This window comes from Rhodomicrobium sp. R_RK_3 (assembly GCF_002198715.1).
Lineage (GTDB): Bacteria > Pseudomonadota > Alphaproteobacteria > Rhizobiales > Rhodomicrobiaceae > R-RK-3.
This window is the reverse complement of record NZ_MWLK01000015.1, coordinates 302,307-324,590: the sequence shown is the minus strand read 5'-3', so window position 1 is coordinate 324,590 and position 22,284 is coordinate 302,307. Positions and strand designations below refer to the sequence as shown.

The following is a 22,284-nucleotide window of genomic DNA, read 5'->3' as shown; positions in this document are numbered from 1 at the left end:
TGACCGTCCCGCTAAGCTTTCGGGTGTTGGCGAAAAGAGGGTCCGGCAACCCGGTCGGGGACTGCCGAACCCAATTTACAAAGGCGGTATTTCAATTCCGCCTTATGGCAGCGTGAAGACCGTCAAGCTGCCGCCCAGTGAGGTATATTTGCTTAGGCCAGCATAGCCGCCGACCGCTCCCAGACCGTCCTGCGGATTGGTCAGGCCGGCCGCGAGGCCGATGCCCGCCCAGCCGCCGACACCCGACAGCACGGCCACATATTGCTTGCCGCCCTGGGTGTAGGTCATGACGTTGCCGATGATGCCGGACGGGGTCTTGAACTTGTACAGTTCCTTGCCCGTCGTCGCATCGACCGCCTTCAGATAGCCTTCCAGCGTGCCGTAGAAGACGACATCGCCGGCGGTTGCGAGAGCGCCCGACCAGACGGAGAACGGCTCCTTGATCGACCACTTGATCGCGCCCTTATCGGCGTCCCAGGCAATGAAATTGCCCATATTGGTGTCGCCCTGCGGCGGATACATCGACAAGGTCGCGCCGACATAAGGCTGGCCGGCGGTGTAGGAGACCTTGAAGGGCTCGTAGTCCATGCAGACATGGTTGGTCGGCACGTAGAAGGTCTTGGTCTTCGGCGAATAGGCCGCAGGCTGCTGATCCTTCGTGCCGAGCGCGGCCGGGCAGATGTTCTTGGAGTTGACGTCCTCGCCATTCTGCTCGGTGGAGTATTTCGCGACGACGGCGGGACGGCCGTAAGTCGGCGAATTCTTGTCCATGTCGACGCCGGTCGTCCAGTTCACGGCCGGATCGTATTTCTGCGCGACGAGCAATTCGCCGGTCTCACGGTTCAGCGTATAGCCGAGGCCGTTGCGGTCGAAATGCACCAGCGCCTTGGTCTCCTTGCCGCCGACGGGGATGTCGGCCAGGATCATTTCATTGACGCCGTCATAGTCCCATTCGTCATGGGGCGTCATCTGATAGACCCATTTCGCCATGCCCGTATCGGGATTGCGGGCGAAAACGGTCATCGACCACTTGTTGTCGCCGGGGCGCTGCTTCGGGTTCCAGGTCGAGGGATTGCCGGAGCCGTAATAGAACAGGTCGAGCGCCGGATCATAGGCCAGCCAGCCCCACGTGCAGCCGCCGCCGATTTTCCACTGGTCGCCCTGCCAGGTCTTCAGGCTCGAATCCTTGCCGACCGGCTTGCCGAGCGAGGTGGTCTTCTCGGGATCGAACTTGAGCTGATCGTCCGGGCCCACCGAATAGGCGCGCCAGACCTGCTTGCCGCTGTTGATGTCGTAAGCGGTGACATGGCATTGCACGCCGAACTCGCCGCCGGAAATGCCGATGATGACCTTGTCCTTGATGACCATCGGCGCGGAGGTTCCGGTCTCGCCCTTGGTCGGATCGCCGTTGACGGCCTTCCACAGAACCTTGCCGGTCTTCGCATCCAGCGCGACGAGGGTGGTGTCGGCCTGATGCAGGAAGATCTTGCCGTCCGCATAGGCCGGACCGCGATTGACCGTGTCGCAGCACATCACCGGAATGACGTCCGGATTCTGCTTCGGCTCATAGGTCCAAAGCACGGTGCCGTCATTCTTCAGGTCGAGCGCCATCACCTTGTTCGGGAATGGCGTGTGCACATACATGATGTCGCCGACGACAAGCGGATTGCCTTCATGGCCGCGCAGAACGCCGGTCGAATGCGTCCAGGCGACCTTCAGGTTTTTGACATTGTCCTTGTTGATCTGGTTCAGTTCGCTATAGCGCTGATTGGCATAGTTGCCGGTCGGCTGAACCCACTGATTGGCGTCCTTCTCCAATTTCAGCAGATTGTCGTTGGCCGTAGCGGCAACCGACATCGATCCTAGGATCAATGCGGCTGAGGCGATGAGTCTGTACCGGGCCATTTCCTTACGTTTCCTCCTCGTTGACAGTCTTCTTGCAGCCGGCGCACGACACCGGACCGCCCGGCTCCTCAGCCGGACAGATGCAACACAGCCTTTTGCTGCGTATTTAAATTGAATGCGGCGCGCATTACGGCGCCTTAACATGCCCGCCACCCTTTCGGATGGCGCGCTCAACATGCGGTGCCAGCACAATTGCTGGACTGTTGCGATGGGTTCATCGTAGTCGTGGCCATTGGCAGTGACAAGCCAAAGCATTTGGAAATTGGTAGACTTATCAGTAAGACGGCCATCAAAGGATCGTTTCCAATTCGTCAGGAATGACAAATTCGCCGGGAAAGAGATCTTTGCCGTCCAGTCATGACCATAATATTGGTTAAGTGTCCGGTAAGCCTCCTATAATAAAGCGGCGGAACGTGTCCGGCGCGGCTCGGCCGTCGCCCGTTCCATGAAGTTGAGTGCGCAAGATCAAGGTCCGCATGCGCGACGACGCAAAGCTGACGATCCCCGTCCTTTCCCTGCTGCGCCTGGCGGTGGTCACATGCATCCCGGCGCTTGCTTCGCCCGCCGCCGCGCAAGGCATGATGGGCCATGTCGATCTGAGCGCCGCCGAATTCGCCGTCGCCGAGCTTACGCGCGCCGATGTCGCGGCGCTGATCGCGGCGGCCGGGACAGGGAAGCCAGCGGATTTTAGCGGCAAGCGTTTGAACGGGCTCGATTTATCGGGCCTGGATTTCTCCCGCGCTCTGTTCCGCGCGGCGCGGCTGAACAAGACCAATTTCCAAGGCAGCAAGCTGGCCGGAGCGGTGCTCGACCAGGCCTGGATGCTGTCCGCTAACCTCACGGGCGCAGACCTGAAAGGCGCCTCGATGTTCCAAACGCAGCTCGGCAGTGCACTGATGGATGATGCGGACCTGTCGGGCGCGCGCATCGCTGCCGATCTCAGCCGCGCCAGTCTGAAGCGCGCCCTGCTGCGCGGCGCCGATTTCTCCGCCGACATGCGCAATCAGTCGATGGGCCTGATGCGCGGCGTGCTGCGCTCGGCCGATCTGACGGGGGCGGATCTCACCGGCGCCAACCTCTCCCGCGCCAGCCTGGAATTCGCCCGGCTCCATGGCGCGAAGCTCAACGGCGCCGATCTCAGCATGGCCGAACTCGGCGGCGCGGATCTGGCCGGGGCCGACGTCACCGGCGCGCGATTCGATGGCGCCGATGTGAACTCGGCGCGGCTGACCGGGTTTATCGGCGAGACCGAAAGCACTTTGGCACTGGCGCGCAATCTGAACGACGCGATCCGGTGACCGCATTGGGGAGAAAACGCCGCAAACCCAGCGGCTTAGAGGCAGCGGCAATCCTGGTTGCCGCGGCTGTGCGGGCCGGCGCCGCTTTCCTCCCAGGCGCCGGTCTCGCTGATTCTGCGCAAGCCGGGACGCTCCAGTGCGGACCGCCGGCTGTCGTGAGCGAGGTCGCGCCGGGTGTTTTCGTGCGGCAAGGCGCGGTCGCAATGCCAGATGGCGATAATCGCGGCGCGATCGCCAATATCGGCTTCGTCATCGGCGCGGAGGGCGTCGCCGTGATTGACACCGGCGGCAGCTATTGTGACGGCATGGGGCTCAAGGCGGCGATCCGTGCGCGGACGGCGCTGCCGGTGACATACGTCATCAACACCCATGTGCATCCCGACCATATTTTCGGCAATGCGGCCTTTGCCGGGGAGGGCGTCAGTTTCGTCGCGCACCGGAACTTGCCGCGCGCCTTGGGCGAACGCGGAGAGCACGGCCTGCAAAGCTATGCAGAGCAGGTCGGCCCGGAGGCCATGCAGGGTACCAAGATCATTCCGCCGACGGAGCTTGTCACCGACACGCTGCGGCTCGACCTTGGCGGCCGCGCGCTGGTGCTCATCGCCCGGCCCGCCGCGCACACCGATGCCGATTTGACGGTGTTCGACGAGGCGACCGCGACGCTCTGGACGGGCGATCTGATTTTCCTCGATCATATTCCGGTGCTCGATGGTAGCCTCAAGGGCTGGCTGGCGCTGACCGCCGCGTTGATGCAGCAGCCGGCCGCGCGCATCGTGCCGGGGCATGGGCCGCCATCCGCGCCCTGGCCGGAAGCGGGCGAAAAGCAGCTCCGCTATTTGCAGCGGCTGGCGGAGGATCTGCGCGGCGCCATCCGCGCGGGCAAGAGCATCAGCGAAGCGGCGGCGGTTTGCGGCACCGGCGAAAAAGACGGCTGGCAGCTTTTCGGCGCCTATAACAGCCGCAACGCGCTCACCGGTTTTGCCGAGCTGGAATGGGATTGAGCCGGAGGTTTGGGATGAGACCGATGTCGCAGGCACTGAAGGCGCGTTCGATTCGCGGGCTCGCATGGCTTCTGGTCGCGGCGGCCCTGGCCGTTGCATGCGGACCGGCGCGCGCACAAACGGATGCCTCGGAGAAAAACTGGCCAAGCCTGCGCGAGACACTGTTCGGCACGCGCCCGATCCTCGACGGCGCCGCCATGCTCAGCCTTGAGGCGCCGGTCCGCGCCGAAGACGCCGCGCTGGTGCCGGTCGCGATCACCGATCTGCAACCCGGCCGCATCAAGGCACTGACCCTCGTCGTCGACGAGAATCCCGCGCCGGTCGCGGCGGTCTTCACGCTTTCGCCCGAGGCGCGGGTGCGGTTCCTGGAGACGCGGCTGCGGGTGAACGCCTATAGCTACATCCGCGCCATCGCCGAGACCGAGGACGGCGCGCTCTACATGGTGAAGCGCTACGTCAAGGCATCGGGCGGCTGTTCGGCGCCCGCCTCGAAGAATGCCGATGAGGCGCTGGCGTCGCTGGGCGAATTGCGCCTGCGCCAGTTCCCGGCCACGGACCCGGCGAGCGAGGAGGCCGAGCTGCAATTGCAGATCCGCCATCCGAACCTGACTGGCATGCAGATGGATCAAGTGACCGGCCTCTATCGCCCGGCCCATTTCGTCCAGACCATCCGGCTCTCGGCGGACGGCAAGCCTTTAATGAGCGTCGAGGGCGCGATCTCGCTGAGTGAAAATCCGAGTTTGCGGTTCAAATACCGGCCCGGCGGCGCGAAGGCGCTTGCCGCGCATGTCGAGGATACCGAGGGGAAGGTCTTTGAAAAGAGCTGGGAGCGGGAAGGGAAGCGGGACAAGGATAGTTGACGTTCTTTTCGTCGCCCCGGACGCCGGTTTGCCCGAAATCGAAGATTTCGCCGGCAAAACGATCGAGCCGGGACCCAATCCCATATCAGCAATCGAGGTCGCCGCGGAGAGGCCATTGGGCCCCGGCTCGGTGCTGCGCACCGTCCGGGCGACGCGGTCAGGGATTGCCCTCTAAAAACACCGCACCTCGGCCTCGGCCTGCGCGCGCTTCATCCGCGCGAATGCCTCCTTCGGCTCGACGCCGGTGCGGAACAGCGACCCCTTCTCCCCGCCGACCTGCCGCATCCGCGCGACCGTCTCGGCTTCGACGAAGGCATCATAGGGCAGCAGCGAGGCGATCACATCGATGCTGCAGGAACATTTCTCCAGCGCCTCGCGGGTCTGGCCGTTGCTGCCCATGCAGCCGAACACGTAATCCGCGATCGCCACCGTCGGGTAGTCCTCGCGACCATCCTGCGCCGCGACCGGCCCGAGCAGCAAGGAAGCTGCGGCACAAACCGCCGCGCCCCGCAGCCAAAATTTTGCTATGGATCTTCGCATGGCCAACCGTTCCAATCCGAAAACGCGGCAACATCTCAGCACTGTAGCCCTGCCGGGCGCGCCGGGGGAGGTCAAAACGCCATTGCCGCCGGGTAACAAGTCATTTTGCGATTATCGGTTGCGGGCAGGCGGCTCTCGCGCAAACTAGAGCGGGATGGGGACAGGTGGGTACCGGTTTTCCGCTCGTCATCCCGCTCTAAGTGTAAGAACGAGATCAAGTTCATGATTTTGGATTGAACCAATCCAAAATCATCGTGATCTAGGACGAATTCCTGAAACCAAGAAATCCCAAGGAGGGCAGCGATGCAAACGCGGGCAGCAGTTGCGGTGGCGGCGGGCAAGCCGCTGGAAGTCACCACGGTCGAGATCGCGCCGCCGCGTGAGGGCGAATGCCTCGTCGAAATCAAGGCGACCGGCGTCTGCCACACCGACGAATTCACGCTCTCCGGCGCCGATCCAGAAGGCATTTTTCCGGCCATTCTCGGCCATGAGGGCGCGGGCGTCGTCGTCGAATGCGGGCCCGGCGTGCGCTCTCTGAAGCCTGGCGATCACGTCATCCCGCTCTACACGCCCGAATGCCGCGAATGCGAATATTGCACCTCCGGCAAGACAAATCTTTGCCAGAAAATCCGCGTCACCCAAGGGCGCGGCCTGATGCCCGACGGCACCAGCCGCTTTTCGTCCGGCAACGACCAGATTTTCCACTATATGGGCACCTCGACCTTCTCCAATTACACGGTCGTGCCTGAGATCGCGCTCGCGAAAATCCGCGAGGACGCGCCGTTCGACAAGGTCTGCTATATCGGCTGCGGCGTGACGACCGGCATCGGCGCGGTCATCAACACGGCGAAAGTGCAGGCGGGCGCGAATGCCGTGGTGTTCGGCCTTGGCGGCATCGGGCTGAACGTCATCCAGGGGCTGAAGCTGGTCGGCGCCAACATGATCGTCGGCGTCGACATGAACAACGCCAAGAAGGAATGGGGCGAGCGCTTCGGCATGACCCATTTCGTCAATCCGAGCGAAGTGCAGGGCGATCTCGTGCCCTATCTCGTCGACCTGACCAAGGGCGGCGCGGATTTCTCCTTCGAATGCATCGGCAATGTCAATGTCATGCGCCAGGCGCTGGAATGCTGCCATAAGGGCTGGGGCGAGAGCATCATCATCGGCGTCGCCGGCGCCGGCAAGGAGATCTCGACGCGGCCGTTCCAGCTCGTGACGGGCCGGGTCTGGCGCGGCACCGCCTTCGGCGGCGCCAAGGGCCGCACCCAGGTGCCGCAGATCGTCGACTGGTACATGGACGGCAAGATCCAGATCGACCCGATGATCACCCACACCATGCCGCTGCAGGACATTAACAAGGCGTTCGACCTGATGCATTCGGGCGAAAGCATCCGCAGCGTCGTGCTGTTCTAGGGGAGAGGCCGGCGCAGGCTTCCGCCGCGCCGGCCCTTGCTCGAATTAGGGCTTCTCGCCAACCACTTACGCTGCGGCCTACTGGATACCCGCCTTCGCGGGGATTTCGTTTGGGTGTGCTGCGCAACCTTCAAAACCGCTGCAAGTGCACCTTGGCCGGCACGTAGCTGTCCTTGTAGGACGCGTCGAAGAACCACTCCTGGCAATAGGCGGCGAGACGCACGAAGCGCATGAAATAGCTGTTCAACACGCTATAGGCCGGCATGTACAGCAGATGGCGCAGCGTCAGCACTTGCGGCGTCGCGATGGCGGCGAGGCACAGCGTCAGCAGGTCCAGCACCAGCATGCCCGCCTGCGCGGCGATCAGGATGGCCGGCGCGGTGTCGCCATAGGTCACGAACAGCCAGACGAGGTAGATCGGCATGGCGATGGCGGCGCCGACGTCGAAGATCAGGAATTCGAGCTGGTGGGCAAGCTCCAGCGGCTGCATGTGCAGCGACAAGGGGCTGACCTGATCCTTGTGCTTGCGGTAGCGCTGGCGCAGGGCGTCGCGCTCCCAGCGAAAGCGCTGGCGGATGAAGGCTGAAAACGTCTCCGGCACGTCGGTGTAGCAGATCGCCTCCGAGACGAAGCGGACCTTCCAGCCGGCCTTACGGATGCGCAAGGTGAGGTCGAGATCCTCGCCGCCGCCCGCATCCAGCCCGCCGACATCGTCCAGCGCGCTCTTGCGGAAGGCTCCGAAGGCGCCGGAGGCGCAGACCACCTGATCGGTGAGGTTGCAGCCGCGCTTGCCGAGCGACAGGATCACCAGATATTCGATGCTCTGATAGCCGGCGATAAAGCTGGCGTCGGGATTGCGCACGACGATATTGCCCGCCACCGCCCCGACAGCCGGATCGGCGAAGGGCGCGCAGACGTGCTCGAAGGCGTGGCGGTCGAGCGTGCAGTCGCAATCGATATTGATGATGATGTCGCCGGTTGCGCCGCGCACCGCCAGATTGGTCGCGGCCGATTTGCCCGCCCGCAGATGCGTCGAATGCACCGCCGTGATCAGCCCGCGCTTGCGCAGGCCGCGCAGTTTGTCCGCCATATTGTCGGTCGAGCCGTCGCTGACGACGATGATCTCATCCGGCGGCCAGGTCTGCTCGTGCATCGCCATGACGCAGCGCTCGATGACGTCGGCCTCATTATGGCCGGCGACCACGGCCGTCACCCGCGGGCGTTTGCGCGAGGCCGGGTCGGGCGTGTGAAACGGCAGCAACACCCCGGCGGTGAGGAAGGTCAGCGTATAGCGCGGCAGCTCGAACAGGATGACGAACCAGAACAGCGCGATGAAACTCTGCACGCTCTGCGCGTTCAGATAAGTGAAGCCGTCTTCCAATATTGCCCACATGGTCCGCGTCCTTAGGGTGCATAATGACGCAGTACTCAACCTTAGATAGATGAAAACATTGTGAAAACTCTTAACAGCGCCCAGGTTTGCACCGCCGTTTACGTCGTTTGGGTGACGTAAACGTCAATTGAGCACTTGACGGTCCGGGATGATGACCGCAAGCTCAACGGAGTATTGCGAGGCCATCGCATGGCAATGCCACGCTAAGAGGGCGGCGATCAACGAAAGCGGTCAGTCGCCGCTTGGAGGAGGAGCGCATGTCTCACAGCACGATGCGGGTGCATGTCGATCAGGACCGATGCCAGGGCCACAATCGCTGCAAGGCGCTGGCGCCGGAATTGTTCGAGCTGGGCGAGTTCGGCAATGCCAGGGAAATCGGCGACGGCGCCGTGCCCCCCGGCCTCGAGGACAAGGCCGCGCTCGCCCGCGCCAATTGTCCCGAATTCGCCGTCATCCTCACCGAACTTTGAGGAGGCGCGCCATGACCGACACCACCACCAATGTGGCCCGGCTTCCCGCGACCGACTGGACCACCGACTGGGACCATCTCGATCCGCGCTGGCGCAACGACCCCTATCCGATCTGGGACGAGCTGCGCGGCACATGCCCGATCGCCCATACCAAGCGCTTCATGGGCGCCTATCTGCCGACGCGCTACGAGGACGTGAAGGCGATCGCCTATGACACCGAGCATTTCTCCTCGCGCCGGGTGGTGGTGCGCGAATTCCGCGCCGAGACCATCATTCCCGCCCCGCCGATCACCTCCGATCCGCCGCGCCACAAGGCGCTGAAGCAGATCCTGCTGCCGCCCTTCCTGCCCGAGGAGATCGCCCGCATCGAACCCAAGGCGAGGGCGATCTGCAACGAGCTGATCGACGGCTTCATCGCCGACGGCCATTGCGACGCGGCGCAGCGCTACACGCGCCACATCCCGGTGCGGGTGATCGCGCACATGCTCGGCGTGCCGGAGGAGGACGGCGATCTCTATATCCGCTGGATCCACGAGATTCTCGAACTCGGCATCACCGATGATGCGATCATGTGGCGGGCCTTTGGGGAGATGACGGAGTATTTCATCGCCGAGATCGCCAAGCGCAAGGGCGCGCCGCGTGACGACCTGATCACCCGCGTGATGGGCGCACGGATCGACGGCGAGACCATCCCGGAGGAGCTCGGCATCGGCATGTTGCGGCTGCTGCTGATCGCCGGCATCGACACCACCTGGAGCGGCATCGGTGCCGCCCTCTGGCATCTGGCCAGGACGCCGGAGGACGCGCGCCGCCTCATCGCCGAGCCCGAGCTGATGCCGACCGCCATCGAGGAGTTCCTGCGCGCTTTCGCCCCGGTGACCATGGCGCGCGAGGTGATGAAGGATACGGAGATCAATGGCTGCCCGATCAAGGCGGGCAATATGGTGCTGTTGTCCTTCCCCGCCGCCAACCGCGACCCTGCCATGTTCGCCGATGCCGACAAGGTGCTGATCGACCGCAAGGAGAACCGCCACGCCGCCTTCGGCCTCGGCATCCACCGCTGCGTTGGCTCGAACCTGGCCCGCATGGAGATGACGGTTGCGGTGGAGGAATGGCTGAAGCGTATCCCGCAGTTCCGGCTGGATGCGGGGAAAGCGGTGGCATGGTCCGAGGGGACGGTGCGCGGCCCGCGCGCGCTGCCGGTGATATTCGGGGCGGCATGACCGGCCCGCTCCGCGCGCCGCCCTCCCGCGACGGAGAGGGCGGCGGCTGCACCCGCACGGCTATTTCCTGCCATCGAAACTGACGCTTTCATCCACAGCCGAATCGCCCCGCCAGCCACTGCGGCATAAATCCGCTTGAGTTCCGGACTGCGGTCCCTGTACGCTGTTCTCAAGGCTCAGCGCTAACAACTGATGTCTGAAACATGCTTACGTCAGCGCAATTGCGCGCCGCCCGGGCGCTGCTCGGCATCGACCAGCGCAAGCTGGCCGAACTGTCCGGCCTGTCCGTGCCGACCATCCAGCGCATGGAGGCGAGCGACGGCGTCATTCGCGGCAATGTGGATTCACTGACCAAGCTGATCGCGGCGCTGAACGCCGCCGGCCTCGAAATCATCGGCGATGACGCGGTCAGCCACGGCAAGGGCAGAGGCGTCCGGCTCCTGAGCTGAGACGGCGCAACACGGAGGGTGAGGCTCGATGGCGATCGCGGCGGTGCTCTGGGGTGTGGCGGCATATTTCGCCCTCGCCGTGCTGGCCGTGGCGACCTCCCGCGCGCCCGGCGCCTCGCGGCTGATCTATGCGGGCTGCATCGCCGTCAGCCTCGGCATTCTCGGCGTCGCGGCGGGTGAACTGCTCGGCGGACCCGCTGTCCCGTCCGCCATCACGCTGCCCGTCGGCCTGCCCTGGATCGGCGCGCATTTCCGCCTCGATGCGCTCGCCGCCTACTTCCTGATCGTCGTCAATCTCGGCGCGGCCGGCGCCAGCCTCTATGCCCTCGGCTACGGCCAGCACGAGACCGCGCCGGAGCGGGTGCTGCCCTTCTACCCCGCCTTTCTCGCCGGCATGAACCTCGTCCTCGTCGCCGCCGACGCCTTCAGCTTCCTGGTCGCCTGGGAGTTCATGTCGCTCTCCTCCTGGGCGCTGGTCGTCTCGCATCACCGCGAGCCGGAAAACACCCGCGCGGGCACGATCTACATCCTGATGGCGATGTTCGGCACACTGGCCCTGCTGCTCGCCTTCGGCCTGCTCTCCGGCCCGACCGGCGCCTACGCCTTCGACGAAATCAGGGGCGCGCGCCATGCCGACTGGCTGCCCGGCCTCGTGCTCATGCTGATGCTGATCGGCGCGGGATCGAAGGCGGGACTTGCGCCGCTGCATGTCTGGCTGCCGCTCGCCCATCCGGCCGCGCCCAGCCATGTCTCGGCGCTGATGAGCGGCGTCATGACCAAGGTCGCGATCTACGGCTTCATCCGCATCGTCTTCGATCTCCTCGGCCCGCCCGCATGGTGGTGGAGCATCCCCGTCATCGGCCTCGGCGCGGCGACGGCGGTGCTCGGCGTGCTCTACGCCACCGTCGAGCGCGATCTGAAGCGGCTGCTCGCCTACAGCACCGTCGAAAATGTCGGCATCATCTTCGTCGGCCTGGGGCTGGCGCTCGCCTTCAAGGCCAACGGCATGGCGGGCGCCGCCGCGCTCGCTTTGACCGCCGCGCTGCTGCATGTGCTCAACCATTCCTTCTTCAAGAGCCTGCTGTTCTTCGGCTCGGGCGCCGTTCTCACCGCGACGGGCGAGCGCGACATCGAAAGGCTCGGCGGACTAATCCATCCGATGCCGCAGACGGCCTTCCTCGTCCTCGGCGGCTGCCTCGCCATCTCGGCGCTGCCGCCGCTGAACGGCTTCGTGTCCGAATGGCTGCTGTTCCAGGCGGTGCTGCTCAGCCCGAACCTGCCGCAATGGGGGCTGAAGCTGATCGTTCCCGCCGCCGGGGCGATGCTGGCGCTCGGCGCGGCGCTGTCGGCCGCCTGCTTCGTGCGCGCCTTCGGCATCGCCTTTCTCGGCCGCCCCCGCTCGCCGCAAGCGGCGGCTGCGCGCGAGACCGACCCGGTCTCCCGCGCCGCCATGGGCCTGCTGCTCGCCGCCTGCCTCGCCGCCGGCATCCTCCCCGGCTTCATCATCGACGCGATGGCGCCCGTCGTGCAGGCCCAAATCGGCGCGCACATGCCGGAGCAAAGCACGAATGCCTGGCTCTCCATCGTGCCGATCGCCGAAAGCCGCAGCTCCTATAACGGGCTCCTGGTCTTCCTCTTCATCGCGCTCTCGGCGCTGGTCGCGGCGGAAGCCATCCACCGCCTCGCCTCGCGCGCGCTGCGCCGCGCGCCGGCCTGGGATTGCGGCTATCCCGAGCCGAGCCCGGCGGCGCAATACACCGCCGACAGCTTTTCCCAGCCGATCCGCCGCGTCTTCGGCGAATTCGCCTTCCTCGCCCGCGAGAAGGTGGACATGCCGCCGCCCGGCGACGCGCGTCCGGCGCGGCTCCATGTCAGCACGCACGATCTGATCTGGGACGGCCTCTACGCGCCGCTCGCCGGAGCGATCCAATTCGCCGCCAACCGGCTGAACGTGCTGCAGTTCATGACCATCCGGCAATATCTCAGCCTCGTCTTCGTCGCCCTGGTCGCCCTCCTGTTCATCATCGCAATATGGCCCTGATCCTCGACCTCGCCGCGCAGGGCGCGCAGATGCTGCTGGTGCTGGCGCTCGCCCCGCTGCTGCTCGGCTTCACGCGCAAGGTCAAAGCCCGGCTGCTGATGCGCCAGGGACCGCCGCTGCTGCAGCCCTATCGCGATCTCCTCCGCCTCACCCGCAAGGAGGTCGTGCTGGCCGACAACGCCTCCTGGCTGTTCCGCGCCGCGCCCTACATGATTTTCGCCGCCACCTGGGTCGCCGCCGCGCTGGTGCCGAGTTTCGCCGCCGGCCTCACCTTCAGTTGGGCCGCCGACGTCATCGCCATCATCGCCCTGCTCGGCAGCGCCCGCATGTTCCTCGCCCTGGTCGGCATGGATGTCGGCACCAGCTTCGGCGGCCTCGGGGCGAGCCGCGAAATGATGTTCGCCTCCCTCGCCGAACCGGCGATGATGATGATCGTCTTCACCGTCGCTCTGGTCGCGGGCTCGACCCAGCTCTCCACCATCGCCGAATTCATGCTGACGCACGGCTCGCTGCGCGTTTCGCTCGGCCTGGCGCTCGCCGGCCTCATCATCGTCACGCTGGCGGAGAACTCCCGCATTCCGGTCGACAATCCGGCGACGCATCTGGAGCTGACCATGGTGCATGAGGCGATGGTGTTGGAATATTCCGGCCGCCATCTCGCCGTCATCGAAATGGCCGCCGCGCTGAAACTGCTGCTCTATCTCTCGCTGATCGCCTGCATCTTCCTGCCCTGGGGTATCGCCGCGCCCGGCGCCAGTCCCGCCGCCTATGCCGCCGGCCTCGTCGCCTATCTGGCCAAGCTCACCGCGGGCGCCTTCCTGATGGTGCTGTTCGAGACCTCGATCGCCAAGATGCGCATCTTCCGCGTGCCCGAATTCCTCGGCGCGGCGCTGATGCTCGGCCTGCTCGGCACGCTGCTGCTCTTCGTGTCGCGGAGCTTCTGATGGGGAAATTCGCCCTCGACCTTGCCCATATGCTCGCCGGCGGATTGGTGCTGGTCAGCTTCATGCTGCTCTATCAGGACCGCATGTCCGGCCTGCTCCGGGTCTTCGCCCTGCACGCCGTCGTGCTCTCGGCCTCCGTCGCCTGGCAGGCTTACGCGCAAGGGGCGCCGCATCTCTATATCACCGCCGCCATCGCGCTGGTCCTGAAGGCCATCATTATCCCGCTGGCGCTCGACCGCATGGTGGTGCGGCTCGGCGTGCATCGCTCCATCGACGCCGTCGGCGGCATCGGCCCGACCATGCTGCTTGGCATCGGCCTCGTCGCCCTGTCGATGACCGTCATGCTGCGCGCCGCCGCCGACGCCGATCCGCTGGCGCGCGAGGACCTCGCCTTCGCCCTTTCCGTCGTGCTGCTCGGCATGCTGATGATGGTGACGCGGCGCAATGCGGTCAGTCAGGTGGTGGGCTTCATGTCGCTGGAGAACGGCCTGATCCTGGCCGCGACCGGGGCCAGGGGGATGCCGCTGGTGGTCGAGATCAGCGTCGCCTTCTCCGTCCTGATCGCCTTCATCGTCATCGGCGTCTTCCTGTTCCGCATCCGCGAGCGCTTCGACACGGTCGATGTCGGCGCGCTCGACGAATATCGCGGGGGCAATCAGTGAGCGCCTTCGCCGCCGGCCTGCCGTTCAATCCCGCGACGGCGATCATCGTCATCCCCGCTTTGTCGGCCGTCGCCCTGGCGCTCATGCCCGGCTACCGCCTGACCGCGCGCCTCAACGTGCTCGCCGCCTTCCTGACGTTCCTCGCCGCGCTGACCTTGCTGACCGCGCGCCCCGCATCGGGCGGCTATCTGATGGTGGACGACCTCAATGTCGTCTTCATCGTGCTCGGCACCTTCGTCGGCTTCACCACGAGCGCCTTCAGCGCCAGCTATATCGGCCATGAGCTCGAGGCGGGACGGCTGACGCCCGCCAATCTGCGCTTCTACCACGCCATGTACCAGACGCTGATGTTCGCCATGAACCTGGCTCTGCTCACCAACAATATCGGCGTGATGTGGGTGGCCATCGAGATCGCCACGCTGACCACCGTGCTGATGGTCGGCATCTACCGCACCCACGCGGCGATCGAGGCGGCGTGGAAATATTTCATCCTCGGCAGCGTCGGCATCGCGCTGGCCCTGTTCGGCACCATCCTGGTCTACATGGCGGCGCGGCCGGTCATCGGCGAGGGGCATGACGCCATGGTCTGGACGGCGCTCGTGGAGCACGCAAAGGACTTCAACCCGGACCTGCTCAACGTCGCCTTCATCTTCCTGATGCTCGGCTACGGCACCAAGGTCGGCCTCGCGCCGCTGCACGCCTGGCTGCCGGACGCGCATGCCGAAGGCCCGACGCCGATTTCGGCGGTGCTGTCGGGGCTGCTACTCAACGTCGCCCTCTACGCGGTGCTGCGCTTCAAGATGCTGATGGCGGCCAATCCGGAGGCGATCTCGCCCGGGCCTCTGATGGTGACGCTCGGCCTCCTGTCGCTCATCTTCGCCGGCTTCATGCTCTACCGCCGCCGCGACATCAAGCGGCTGTTCGCCTATTCCTCCATCGAGCATATGGGCCTCATCACCTTCGCCTTCGGCATGGGCGGGCCGCTCGCCAATTTCGCAGGCCTCCTGCACATGACCATGCACAGCCTGACCAAATCGGCGATCTTCTTCGCCGTCGGTCATATCACCCAGGCCAAGGGGACGCGGCGGCTGTCCGAGATCACCGGGCTGACCGAGAGCCACCCGCTGCTCGGCTGGGGGCTGGTCGCCGGTGTCGTGGCGATCGCCGGACTGCCGCCGCTCGGTCTGTTCATGAGCGAGTTCCTGATCGTCAGCTCGACCTTCGCGCGCGAGCCGCTGCTCGCCGTACCGCTGGTGTTCGGGCTGCTGGTGGCGTTCGGCGCGCTGATGCTGCGGCTTTCCGGGATGGCCTTCGGCGAGCCGGCCGGCAGCACCGCGCCGGTAAAGGCATCCTACGTGCCGCTCTTCGCGCATCTCGGGCTGGTGCTGACGGCGGGAATTTACTTGCCGGCGCCGTTGGTGGTCTGGTTCCAGAATGTCGCGCGGCTGCTGGGCTAGGGGAATTTTGCGATGGACAAGATCGAGCCGATCGACGTTCAGGAGCCCTGGTCGCGGGTGACCGTCGATGCCGAGGCGTGGTGGCGGATCGTGCTCTGGGTCGCCGCCGGCAACGGCGTCATGCTCGGCCTGTGGAGCGATGGCGAGGCGGTGCATATGGCCGTCGCCAGGGCGCCGGATTTCGCGCCGCGCGTGCTGAGCATCGCCTGCCCGGATGGCCGCTATCCGTCCGTCGGCCTGACCCATCCGCCCGCGCTGCGGCTGGAGCGCGCGCTGCGCGACCTGTACGGGCTGGTGCCCGTAGGCTTGCCGGATGAGCGGCCCTGGCTCGATCATGGCCGCTGGGGCGTGACGCATCCGCTCGGCGCCCGCGTGCCCTCGCCCGATGCGCCGCTCGCCTATGCGTTCCGCCCGGCGGAGGGGCCGCCGATGCATCAGATCCCGGTCGGCCCGGTCCATGCGGGCATCATCGAGCCGGGGCATTTCCGCTTCACCGCCAATGGCGAGACCGTGGTGCGGCTCGAGCAACGGCTCGGCTATGTGCATAAGGGCATTGACGGGCTGATGAGCGGGGCGCCGCTCGAGCGCGCGGCAAAGCTCGCTGGCCGCGTCTCCGGCGACAGCACAGTCGCCTATGCCATCGCCTTCGCCCGGGCGGTCGAGATGGCGAGCGGCGCGGAAGCGCCCGCCCGCGCCGTCTGGCTTCGCGCGGTGATGGCCGAACTGGAGCGCATCGCCAACCATCTCGGCGATATCGGCGCGATCTGCAACGACGCCTCCTTCTCGCTGCTGCACGCCCATTTCGGCGCCCTGCGCGAGCGCGTCCTGCGCGCCGCCGATGCCTGTTTCGGCCACCGGCTGATGATGGACCGCGTCGTGCCGGGCGGCGTCGCCGCCGATCTCGGCAGCGAGGGCATTGGCCGGTTGCGCGGCCTGCTCGCCGATCTGCGGGCGCATCTCCCGCCGCTCGTCCGTATCTATGACGACACCGTGTCGCTGCAGGACCGCACGGTCGGGACGGGCGTGCTGACGGCGGAGCTGGCCCGTCAATATGGCGCGGGCGGTTTTGTCGGCCGCGCCTCCGGGCGCGGCTTCGATGCCCGCCGCTCTCCGGGCTATGCGCCATACGATCAGCTCGCCTTCGACGTGCCCGGCCGCACCGAAGGCGATGTCAATGCCCGCGTCTGGCTGCGCATCGAAGAGGCTCGGCAGAGTTTCGCCATCATCGAGCAGCTTCTGGCGCGATTGCCGGATGGCCCAGTGCGCGCCGCCTTGCCGCCTTCGCCGGAGGGCGCCGAGGGGCTGTCACTCGTCGAGGGCTTTCGCGGCGACATTCTCGCCTGGGTACGCCTTGGCCCGGACGGGACCGTCGCCCGCTGCCATCTGCGCGATCCGTCCTGGTTCCAATGGCCGCTGCTCGAAGCCGCCATCGAAGGCAATATCGTTGCCGACTTCCCGCTGCTGAATAAATCCTTCAACTGCTCCTATTCCGGCCATGACCTCTAACCCGCACTCACGCAATCCCCGCGAAGGCGGGGATCCAGTATTCACAAACTCGATATTGGCTATCTGCCCGACCGCTCACGCTGAGGCGTACTGGGTCCCCGCCTTCGCGGGGATTACGGCCGGGGGCGTGGCTGGCCGCAGCGGATCGCGCCCGCGCGACAGGAGATAGGGCCGCCCCATGCGCAAACTCCTCCTAAAAAGCCTGTTCAGCCCGCCGCTCCTAAAAAGCCTGTTCAGCCCGCCGCTGACCGAACCGCCGCTGCCAGGTCCGGCCGCCGAGCTCACCGAACTCGCCGCGCGGCTCGACCTGTCCTCCCGCCGCGCACTCGGGCGCAGCCTGTCGATCCGGCAGGTCGATGCCGGCTCCTGCAATGGCTGCGAGCTGGAAATCCATGCGCTCGGCAATGTCTATTACGACCTGGAACGCTTCGGCCTGCGCTTCGTCGCCTCGCCGCGCCATGCCGATGTGCTGATGGTCACCGGCCCCGTCACTCTCAACATGCGCGAGGCGCTGGAGCGCACCTACAATGCCACGCCCTCGCCGAAATGGGTGGTGGCGGTCGGCGACTGCGCCTTCGATGGCGGGCTGTTTGCCGGCGGCTATGCCTGCGCCGGCGGCGTCGGCGCGGTCATCCCGGTCGATCTGCACATCCGCGGCTGCCCGCCCAGCCCGACGGCCTTGCTGCAGGGGCTGATCGCCCTGGTCGAGAGCCGGGCCGTCTCGGGCTGACCGCTCAGCGCTTTCTCGGCCGCTCCTGCGCGATCTCCTCCATCATGTCGAGCTGCATCTGCTGGATTTCGGCCAGCCGCTCCCATTGCCGCACCAGCAGATGATCCAGCTTCTCGTGCAGCAGCCGGATTTCCAGCTCGGCCTTCAGGTTGACGCTGTAATCATTTTGCGAGCGCAGGCGGTCCTTCGCCTCCTGGCGGCGCTGGCTCATCATGATCAGCGGGGCCTGCACGGCGGCGATGCAAGACAACAGCAGATTGAGCAGGATGAACGGATAGGGATCGAAAGGATGCGCCACGAATAGCGCGGCGTTGCCGGCCATCCACAGGACCACCACGGCGGCAAACAGGCCGATGAACATCCAGCTTCCGCCGAAGGAAGCCACCCGGTCGGCCCAGCGGTCCCCCACCGTCAGATGCGCGTCGAACGCGGTTTCGACATTCTGCGTCAGCGTGTCCTGCTCGGCGATCGAGGCGATGACGGCCTTGTCGAGGCTGGACAGGTCGCTGCGCTCCTTATGCATCAGCTCGCTGACATATTGGCGGCGGTATTTGGCCAGATCCGTGCGGCACAGATAGCCGGTCGCCGCCCAATCCGGCCGGTCCTTGGCGATGATTTCCGCAAGTTCAGGCCGGACCGCTTCGACCGGCACACAGGCGCCCGCCTGCTTTTCCGAGCCGCAGACGCCACATTTTTGAGTGTGCAGATGTTGCCCCATGCTGTCCCGCCGAATATCTGTCAATCCGTTGAATGGTCTGGGTGATATAGGCCGGCCCTTAACCATTTTCACCATCATGCCCGGCCCGGCTTTATACTCCGCGCACAAATCCCAATATCCTTTGCGCGGAAATAGCTCTATCGTCCGGACGAACGCAGTGTCTGAAAGATGCCGATGACGGCGCGACGCAGCACAATCCAGCTTTTCTGGCATCGCCTCCTGACGGCGGTGGCTTTTGTGCTGACCACGTCGCTCAATCTGACGGCGGCGCCGCAGTCGGAGGGCACGCGCGTCGCCAAGGATCATGGCGGCCAGCTCGAAGCGGCGGTGAAGTTCAAGCGGGATCTGCCGCAATCGCCCTCCGCCAAGCTCGACGGCGCGGATGACGGCAGCCCCGGCAAATTCGCCTTTATCACCGATTTCGCTTTTTTCCCGGCCTCCGGCTCCGATGCGGGGCTGGTCGCTCCGGCCGAAATCCTGATCCGGCCGGCGCGCCTCGTCCGCTCCGGCAAGAGCCGCGCGCCGCCTGCGATCTGAGCGCTTAGCACCGCCACCGGATTTTGCCCGCCTCGATGTGTCGAGCGCGCGGGCCGCTACCGATCGAAGGATTTACCATGCTCGTCTTTTCCCGCACCAAGGCGGCCCTCATTCTGGGCGTCTGCCTGCTCGGCTTTGTCCTAGCCATTCCAAGCCTGTTGAAACCCGGCACTTTGCCCTCCTGGGTTCCGCAGCCCCGCGTCAATCTCGGCCTCGACCTGCAAGGCGGCTCCTACCTGCTGCTCGAAGTCGACATGGACGCGCTGCTGAAGGAAAAGCTCGCCAATACGCGCGTGCAGATCATTAAAACCCTGTCAGGCGCCGGCATTCGCGGCCAGCAGGTCAACGTCCAGGGCAAGAGCATCGCCATGGCGTTCCAGAGCCCGGAACAGCTCGCCCAGGCCCGTGACGCGCTGAAGGAAATTCTCGACCAGCGCAGCGAGCCGCCGAGCCGTTCGCTGATCTGGACCACCACCAGCGAAGCCAACCGCATGACGCTGACCATCGGCGACGGCGTCGTCAGCGAACTCGCCAACACCGCCGCGACGCAGTCGATCCCGATCGTGCGCCGCCGCATGGACGAGACCGGCGTCAACGAGCCGGTGGTCGCGCGCCAGGGCCAGGGCCGCATCCTGGTCGAGCTGCCCGGCATCTCCGATCCCGACCGCATCAAGCGCCTGCTCGGCTCGACCGCCAAGATGACCTTCCGCCTCGTCGCGCCGCAAGGCTCGCAAGCCGGCCCCGACAGCGAGCGCCTGCCCTATGCCGACGGCACGCATGGCGATCGCAGCGCGGTCGTCCTGAAGCATGTCGAAGTCGACGGCGCCAATCTGACCGGCGCCTCCGCCCTGCTCGACAAGCGCGAGGGCGGCTGGGTGGTGACCTTCCAGCTCGACTATACCGGTGCCAAGCGCTTTGGCGACGTCACCAGCAAGCATGTCGGCGAACCCTTCGCCATCGTGCTGGACGGCAAGGTCATCAGCGCGCCGGTGATCCGCACGCCGATCCTTGGCGGCCAAGGCCAGATCAGCGGCAACTTCTCCGCCCATGAGGCGCATGACCTCGCCGTGCTGCTGAAGGCCGGCGCATTGCCCGCGCCTTTGAACGTGGTCGAGGAACGCTCCATCGGCCCGAGCCTCGGCGCCGACGCCATCAAGGCCGGCCTTTATTCGATCATGGCCGGCTTCACCCTCGTCGTCATCATGATGGTCGCGATGTATGGCCGCTTCGGCATCTACGCGGCGGTGGCGCTGATCGCCAATCTGGGACTGACCATCACGGGCCTGTCCTTCCTCGGCGCGACGCTCACCCTGCCCGGCATCGCCGGTATCCTCTTGGCGCTCGGCATGGCCGTCGACGCCAACATTCTCGTCAACGAGCGCATCCGCGAGGAGGTGAAGTCGAATAAGGGCGTCATCACCTCGATCGAGGGCGGCTTCCGGCGCGCCTTCACCACGATCTGGGACGCCAACGCCACGACCCTGATCAAGATGCTGATCCTGTTCATCGCCGGGGCGGGCGCCATCCGCGGCTTCGCCATCACCATCAGCCTCGGCATCCTGATCTCGATGTTCACGGCGCTGATCCTGGTCAGGCTGCTGATCTCGTTCTGGGTGCGCCGCGCGCGGCCGAAGACGCTGACCATCGGTACGCGCTTCCGGGCCTTGCCGGATGCAACGTCGATCCAGTTCATGAAGGCGCGCTATTCGGGCCTGATCGCCTCGGCCGCCATCAGCCTGATCTCGCTGCTGCTGCTGTTCCATCCGGGCCTGAAGATGGGCGTCGACTTCGCGGGCGGCGTCGTCATCGAGGCGCGGGCGACCACCCCGGCCGACTATGGCGCGCTGCGCCAGCAGGTCGGCTCGATCGGCCTCGGACCGGTGCAGGTGCAGCAATTCGGCAGCCCGCAGGACGTGCTGTTCCGCTTCGATGCCCCGCACGGTTCGAATGCGGACCAGCAGGCGGCCATCGCCAAGGCGCGCGAGGCGATCCAGCAGGCTCTGCCGGGCGGCGAGATCCGACGCGTCGAAGTCGTCGGCCCGACCGTCGGCCAAGAATTGCTGCATGGCGGCCTGCTCGCTCTCGGCTTCGCCGCCATCGCGATGTTCGCCTACATCACCTTCCGCTTCGAATGGCCGTTCGCGGTCGGCGCGGTCGTGACGATGTTCCTCGATCTGACCAAGACGCTGGGCTTCCTGGCGCTGACCGGCTTCGAGTTCAACCTCGCCTCGATCGCGGCGATCTTGACCATCATGGGCTTCTCCATCAACGATAAGGTGGTGGTCTATGACCGGGTGCGTGAGAACCTGCGCAAATACCGGCAGATGCCGCTGAAAGAGGTGATCGACCGCTCCATCAACGAGACGCTGTCGCGCACCATCGGCACCTCGCTGGCGCTGTTCCTGGCCATCGCCCCGCTCGCTTTGTTCGGCGGCCCGGCGCTGGCGGAATTCGCGCTGACGCTGATGTTCGGTTTGGTGCTGGCGACGAGCTCGTCGATCTTCATCGCCGCGCCGATCCTGCTGAATCTGGGCGAGCACCGCCTGCGCAAAGGCAAGATTGTCGAAAGCGCGACGCCGGCCCTGGCCGCCTGAGGCGGCAGGTTAAGGATTGGGAGAGGCCGGGCATTGCCCGGCCTCTTTTTTTGCGGCGGAGGGAGGGATTGAGAGGATGGCTGGCGGGTGCTCGCGCTTGTTTGCATCAGGGCGCGAGATTCAAAGGGAATCGGCCCGGAACGCCGCGAGAATCCTCGTCGCCCGGAACGCCGAGGCCCTACCCTCTCCCGTGGGGAGAGGGTGGCGCGCGTCAGCGTGCCGGGTGAGGGGGTGTAGAATCAGCCGTGAGGCACGAACCCCTCACCCCAGCCCTCTCCCCAAGAAGACCTTTGCAAAACTTCAATTCCTTCGCCCCGGCCGTTAGAGCCGGGGCCCACTCGCCTCTCCACTTGCCGCAGCAATAGCGGAAATATGATTGGGTCCNTAACGGCCGGGGCCCACTCGCCTCTCCACTTGCCGCAGCAATAGCGGAAATATGATTGGGTCCCGGCTCGGCCTGACGGCCGTCCGGGACGACGGGGAGAGAACCTTCGATACGCAAAGGTCTCCCAAGGGAGAGGGAGCTTGGCTGCGGCATGGGCG

The 22,284-nt window shown here is 65.6% G+C and carries 19 protein-coding genes; 15 read left to right on the top strand and 4 right to left on the bottom strand.

Going from position 1 to position 22,284, the window contains the following annotated elements; translation table 11 throughout:
* Positions 1 to 102 precede the first annotated feature (102 nt).
* Positions 103 to 1,905, bottom strand: coding sequence for a lanthanide-dependent methanol dehydrogenase XoxF5 (gene xoxF5, locus BLEFHOIH_RS08290; protein ID WP_088344257.1), 1,803 nt, complete (start codon positions 1,903 to 1,905; stop codon positions 103 to 105).
* Between the two features lie 476 nt (positions 1,906 to 2,381).
* Here xoxF5 and BLEFHOIH_RS08285 point away from each other — a divergent pair, with 476 nt between their 5' ends.
* The 3 genes from BLEFHOIH_RS08285 to BLEFHOIH_RS08275 are packed head-to-tail and all read left to right on the top strand — an operon-like array spanning position 2,382 to position 5,064.
* The gene (locus BLEFHOIH_RS08285; RefSeq protein WP_088344338.1) at positions 2,382 to 3,203 is read left to right on the top strand and encodes a pentapeptide repeat-containing protein; all 822 of its coding nucleotides are present in this window, start codon (positions 2,382 to 2,384) and stop codon (positions 3,201 to 3,203) included.
* Positions 3,200 to 4,204, top strand: coding sequence for a quinoprotein relay system zinc metallohydrolase 2 (locus BLEFHOIH_RS08280; protein ID WP_280950636.1), 1,005 nt, complete (start codon positions 3,200 to 3,202; stop codon positions 4,202 to 4,204). Before BLEFHOIH_RS08285 ends, BLEFHOIH_RS08280 begins: the two co-directional genes overlap by 4 nt.
* A gap of 23 nt (positions 4,205 to 4,227) precedes the next feature.
* Entirely contained in the window at positions 4,228 to 5,064 is an 837-nt protein-coding gene (locus BLEFHOIH_RS08275; RefSeq protein ID WP_088344254.1) for a quinoprotein dehydrogenase-associated SoxYZ-like carrier, read from the top strand.
* Between the two features lie 171 nt (positions 5,065 to 5,235).
* Here BLEFHOIH_RS08275 and BLEFHOIH_RS08270 read toward each other — a convergent pair whose 3' ends face one another.
* On the bottom strand, positions 5,236 to 5,604 hold the full coding sequence (locus tag BLEFHOIH_RS08270; protein WP_170937056.1) for a hypothetical protein: 369 nt from the start codon (positions 5,602 to 5,604) through the stop codon (positions 5,236 to 5,238).
* A 303-nt stretch (positions 5,605 to 5,907) separates the two neighbouring features.
* Here BLEFHOIH_RS08270 and BLEFHOIH_RS08265 point away from each other — a divergent pair, with 303 nt between their 5' ends.
* Entirely contained in the window at positions 5,908 to 7,017 is a 1,110-nt protein-coding gene (locus BLEFHOIH_RS08265) for an S-(hydroxymethyl)glutathione dehydrogenase/class III alcohol dehydrogenase (protein WP_088344250.1), read from the top strand.
* A gap of 130 nt (positions 7,018 to 7,147) precedes the next feature.
* Here BLEFHOIH_RS08265 and BLEFHOIH_RS08260 read toward each other — a convergent pair whose 3' ends face one another.
* Entirely contained in the window at positions 7,148 to 8,410 is a 1,263-nt protein-coding gene (locus BLEFHOIH_RS08260) for a glycosyltransferase family 2 protein (protein ID WP_088344248.1), read from the bottom strand.
* Positions 8,411 to 8,667: 257 nt separating this feature from the next.
* On the opposite strand from BLEFHOIH_RS08260, the gene BLEFHOIH_RS08255 reads away from it, so the two are divergent.
* From BLEFHOIH_RS08255 to BLEFHOIH_RS08215, 9 genes are all read left to right on the top strand, one after another.
* Positions 8,668 to 8,880, top strand: coding sequence for a ferredoxin (locus BLEFHOIH_RS08255; protein WP_088344336.1), 213 nt, complete (start codon positions 8,668 to 8,670; stop codon positions 8,878 to 8,880).
* An 11-nt stretch (positions 8,881 to 8,891) separates the two neighbouring features.
* Entirely contained in the window at positions 8,892 to 10,103 is a 1,212-nt protein-coding gene (locus BLEFHOIH_RS08250; RefSeq protein ID WP_088344246.1) for a cytochrome P450, read from the top strand.
* Positions 10,104 to 10,306: 203 nt separating this feature from the next.
* On the top strand, positions 10,307 to 10,552 hold the full coding sequence (locus BLEFHOIH_RS08245; protein WP_088344244.1) for a helix-turn-helix transcriptional regulator: 246 nt from the start codon (positions 10,307 to 10,309) through the stop codon (positions 10,550 to 10,552).
* Between the two features lie 28 nt (positions 10,553 to 10,580).
* Positions 10,581 to 12,593, top strand: coding sequence for a hydrogenase 4 subunit B (gene hyfB, locus BLEFHOIH_RS08240; RefSeq protein ID WP_088344242.1), 2,013 nt, complete (start codon positions 10,581 to 10,583; stop codon positions 12,591 to 12,593).
* The gene (locus BLEFHOIH_RS08235) at positions 12,584 to 13,537 is read left to right on the top strand and encodes an NADH-quinone oxidoreductase subunit H (protein WP_088344241.1); all 954 of its coding nucleotides are present in this window, start codon (positions 12,584 to 12,586) and stop codon (positions 13,535 to 13,537) included. Before hyfB ends, BLEFHOIH_RS08235 begins: the two co-directional genes overlap by 10 nt.
* On the top strand, positions 13,537 to 14,199 hold the full coding sequence (locus tag BLEFHOIH_RS08230) for a hydrogenase-4 component E (RefSeq protein WP_088344239.1): 663 nt from the start codon (positions 13,537 to 13,539) through the stop codon (positions 14,197 to 14,199). The genes BLEFHOIH_RS08235 and BLEFHOIH_RS08230 overlap by 1 nt, the downstream gene beginning before the upstream one ends.
* Positions 14,196 to 15,656: a hydrogenase 4 subunit F gene (locus BLEFHOIH_RS08225; protein ID WP_088344237.1), complete on the top strand. Its 1,461-nt coding sequence runs from the start codon at positions 14,196 to 14,198 to the stop codon at positions 15,654 to 15,656. Before BLEFHOIH_RS08230 ends, BLEFHOIH_RS08225 begins: the two co-directional genes overlap by 4 nt.
* 12 nt (positions 15,657 to 15,668) lie before the next feature.
* Positions 15,669 to 17,162: an NADH-quinone oxidoreductase subunit C gene (locus BLEFHOIH_RS08220; RefSeq protein ID WP_088344235.1), complete on the top strand. Its 1,494-nt coding sequence runs from the start codon at positions 15,669 to 15,671 to the stop codon at positions 17,160 to 17,162.
* A 178-nt stretch (positions 17,163 to 17,340) separates the two neighbouring features.
* Positions 17,341 to 17,892, top strand: coding sequence for an NADH-quinone oxidoreductase subunit B family protein (locus tag BLEFHOIH_RS08215; protein WP_088344233.1), 552 nt, complete (start codon positions 17,341 to 17,343; stop codon positions 17,890 to 17,892).
* Positions 17,893 to 17,896: 4 nt separating this feature from the next.
* Here BLEFHOIH_RS08215 and BLEFHOIH_RS08210 read toward each other — a convergent pair whose 3' ends face one another.
* A complete protein-coding gene (locus tag BLEFHOIH_RS08210; protein WP_088344231.1) occupies positions 17,897 to 18,610 on the bottom strand; it encodes a DUF1003 domain-containing protein in 714 nt (237 codons plus the stop codon).
* A 174-nt stretch (positions 18,611 to 18,784) separates the two neighbouring features.
* Here BLEFHOIH_RS08210 and BLEFHOIH_RS08205 point away from each other — a divergent pair, with 174 nt between their 5' ends.
* Both BLEFHOIH_RS08205 and secD read left to right on the top strand, forming a co-directional pair.
* Entirely contained in the window at positions 18,785 to 19,147 is a 363-nt protein-coding gene (locus BLEFHOIH_RS08205) for a hypothetical protein (protein WP_125461629.1), read from the top strand.
* A gap of 77 nt (positions 19,148 to 19,224) precedes the next feature.
* Complete coding sequence (gene secD / locus BLEFHOIH_RS08200) at positions 19,225 to 21,741, top strand: protein translocase subunit SecD (protein WP_088344227.1); 2,517 nt, start codon at positions 19,225 to 19,227, stop codon at positions 21,739 to 21,741.
* The last annotated feature ends 543 nt before the right edge of the window (positions 21,742 to 22,284 follow it).